The organism is Nocardia vinacea NBRC 16497 (assembly GCF_000308835.1).
Lineage (GTDB): Bacteria > Actinomycetota > Actinomycetes > Mycobacteriales > Mycobacteriaceae > Nocardia > Nocardia vinacea.
This window is the reverse complement of sequence record NZ_BAGN01000328.1, coordinates 1-1,870: the sequence shown is the minus strand read 5'-3', so window position 1 is coordinate 1,870 and position 1,870 is coordinate 1. Positions and strand designations below refer to the sequence as shown.

The window sequence follows — 1,870 nt, the reverse complement described above, 5'->3', positions numbered from 1 at the left end:
GACAAGTTACCGCCTGTCAAAGACCGTCGCGATGATCGGCTGGAACCGACGGAGAAGCTGGCGGCTCCGGATTCTAAAGAGGTCACCGCCGGTGACGCGCGCAGTTCGATCAAGAACGGCGACTACACGCTTGCGCTGGATAAAGACGGCAATCTGATTCTCACCGGTAAGGACGGTGAAGAGCTGTGGGGGTATTCCGGGGCGGACGCGGCTGATCTTCTCACGGACCCGACCAACGATGTGAAGGTCGGGTTGGATGGCAGTATCAAGGTCATCGATCGTCAGACCGGTAAGGTGGTCAAGGTCATCCGCGAAGCCGGAGACCCGAAGCATGCGAAATTGGTGTTGTTATTCCACCCGCCGGCGGAGTCGGAGCCATTGCGCTTCGCGATCGACGAAGCACAGTCCACGCTACAGCTGCAGGTGGATTGTTTCGGAAAAGGGAAGGCTGGACTGGCCGAGGACGTCGGGAACTGGTTGCACAATCAGGGATTGGCCGACAAGACCAATAAATCAGCGATCACCCATGATTACAATGATTCATATCTCGACTACGACACTCAGGTCAAGAAACATTTCAAAGATCTGGACAGCAAGATTCGGTCGATCGCGCTCAATACTGAGCAGATCAATAGCGATGCGTTCAAATCAATAATCAACTCGATCGACGAACTCAACGAACAGTTGCATGCGATCGATGGTGTGAAGGATACCCAGGTCGTCTCGGTGGGGCAGAATGGGGATCATACCTATCGGCAAATTCTGCCGGACCTGGAGGATGATCTTTTCAAAGCGATCGATAAGACCGTGATGGCTGTCGACAAGGTCGTCGACAATGCCCATCAGGCCCACGCGGAAGGCAAGAAGGACACCGACAAGAATACGCATGACAGCAATGGCTATGGCAAGGACAACGGCGGCAATGGCAATGGCAATGGCAATGGCAATGGTTCGGGTAATGGTGACGGCAATGGCGTCGTAGCCGCTGCGGATACGACGGCTGACCCGATCGACTTCAACAGTGAGTTGGGCCTGGATGGGCTGGGTGATGGTGCCTTCGGTGATACCGACGGTTTGACGACCGCCGAGGATCTCACCGGTTCCGACGGCACGACCGATACGACTGGTGCGACCGGAACCACTGGTACGGGTTCGGATATCTCGTCGAAGCTCGACCAGGCGATCGCTCAGATCCAGAACGCGGCGACCAGTGGCGGGTCGACCGGTGGTGGGTCTGGTGGTAGCTCGGGTAGTGCGAGTAATCCGTACGGCGGTATGAGTAATCCGTATGGCATGAGTGGGTCGAATCCCTTGTCCTCGATGACGAATCCGTACAATTTGCCGCAGCAGTTGCAGAACCAGTACGGCAACCAGAATGGTACGAACCCGTACTCGCAGTTGGCTGGGAACAATGCGGCGACCGCGGCTGCTACCAATCCGCAGACCTTGACGAACGCGGCGAACAGCGCGGTGTCGGCGGCTACGGCCACACCGGTATCAGCGAACTCGAACGCCATGGTCGATGCGGACATCAACGGCCTCGGGCGGGTGAAGCTGCCGGCGGGGACGCTCGCTGAAGCCTTCAACCATGCGATCAATGATCCGAATGGTTCCGACGCGCACGCGGCGTATACGGGCACGGGGGGTCAGGAAACCGCCACCCGCCCGTGGACGAATATCGGAGAGGGGCAAGTAAAGACCGGGGATGTGGTGCAATTCGAGCACCGGAGCGCGCTGGTCTATGTCGATGCCAACAACAAGATATTCGCCATTGTGGGTGGAAGCGCGGTACCGCTCGACACCGCGTCTCCACCGGATGCCAGCTTCGGCAGCTTCATGACATTCAAGCACCCGACCGGACTCGACGGCA

Annotated in this window: 1 protein-coding gene; it reads left to right on the top strand. The window is 57.8% G+C overall.

Annotation, left to right across the window (positions count from 1 at the left end; all coding sequences use genetic code 11):
* Positions 1–1,870 (top strand): hypothetical protein (locus ON44_RS33740; RefSeq protein WP_040698108.1); only part of this gene is annotated, 1,870 nt, incomplete at both ends.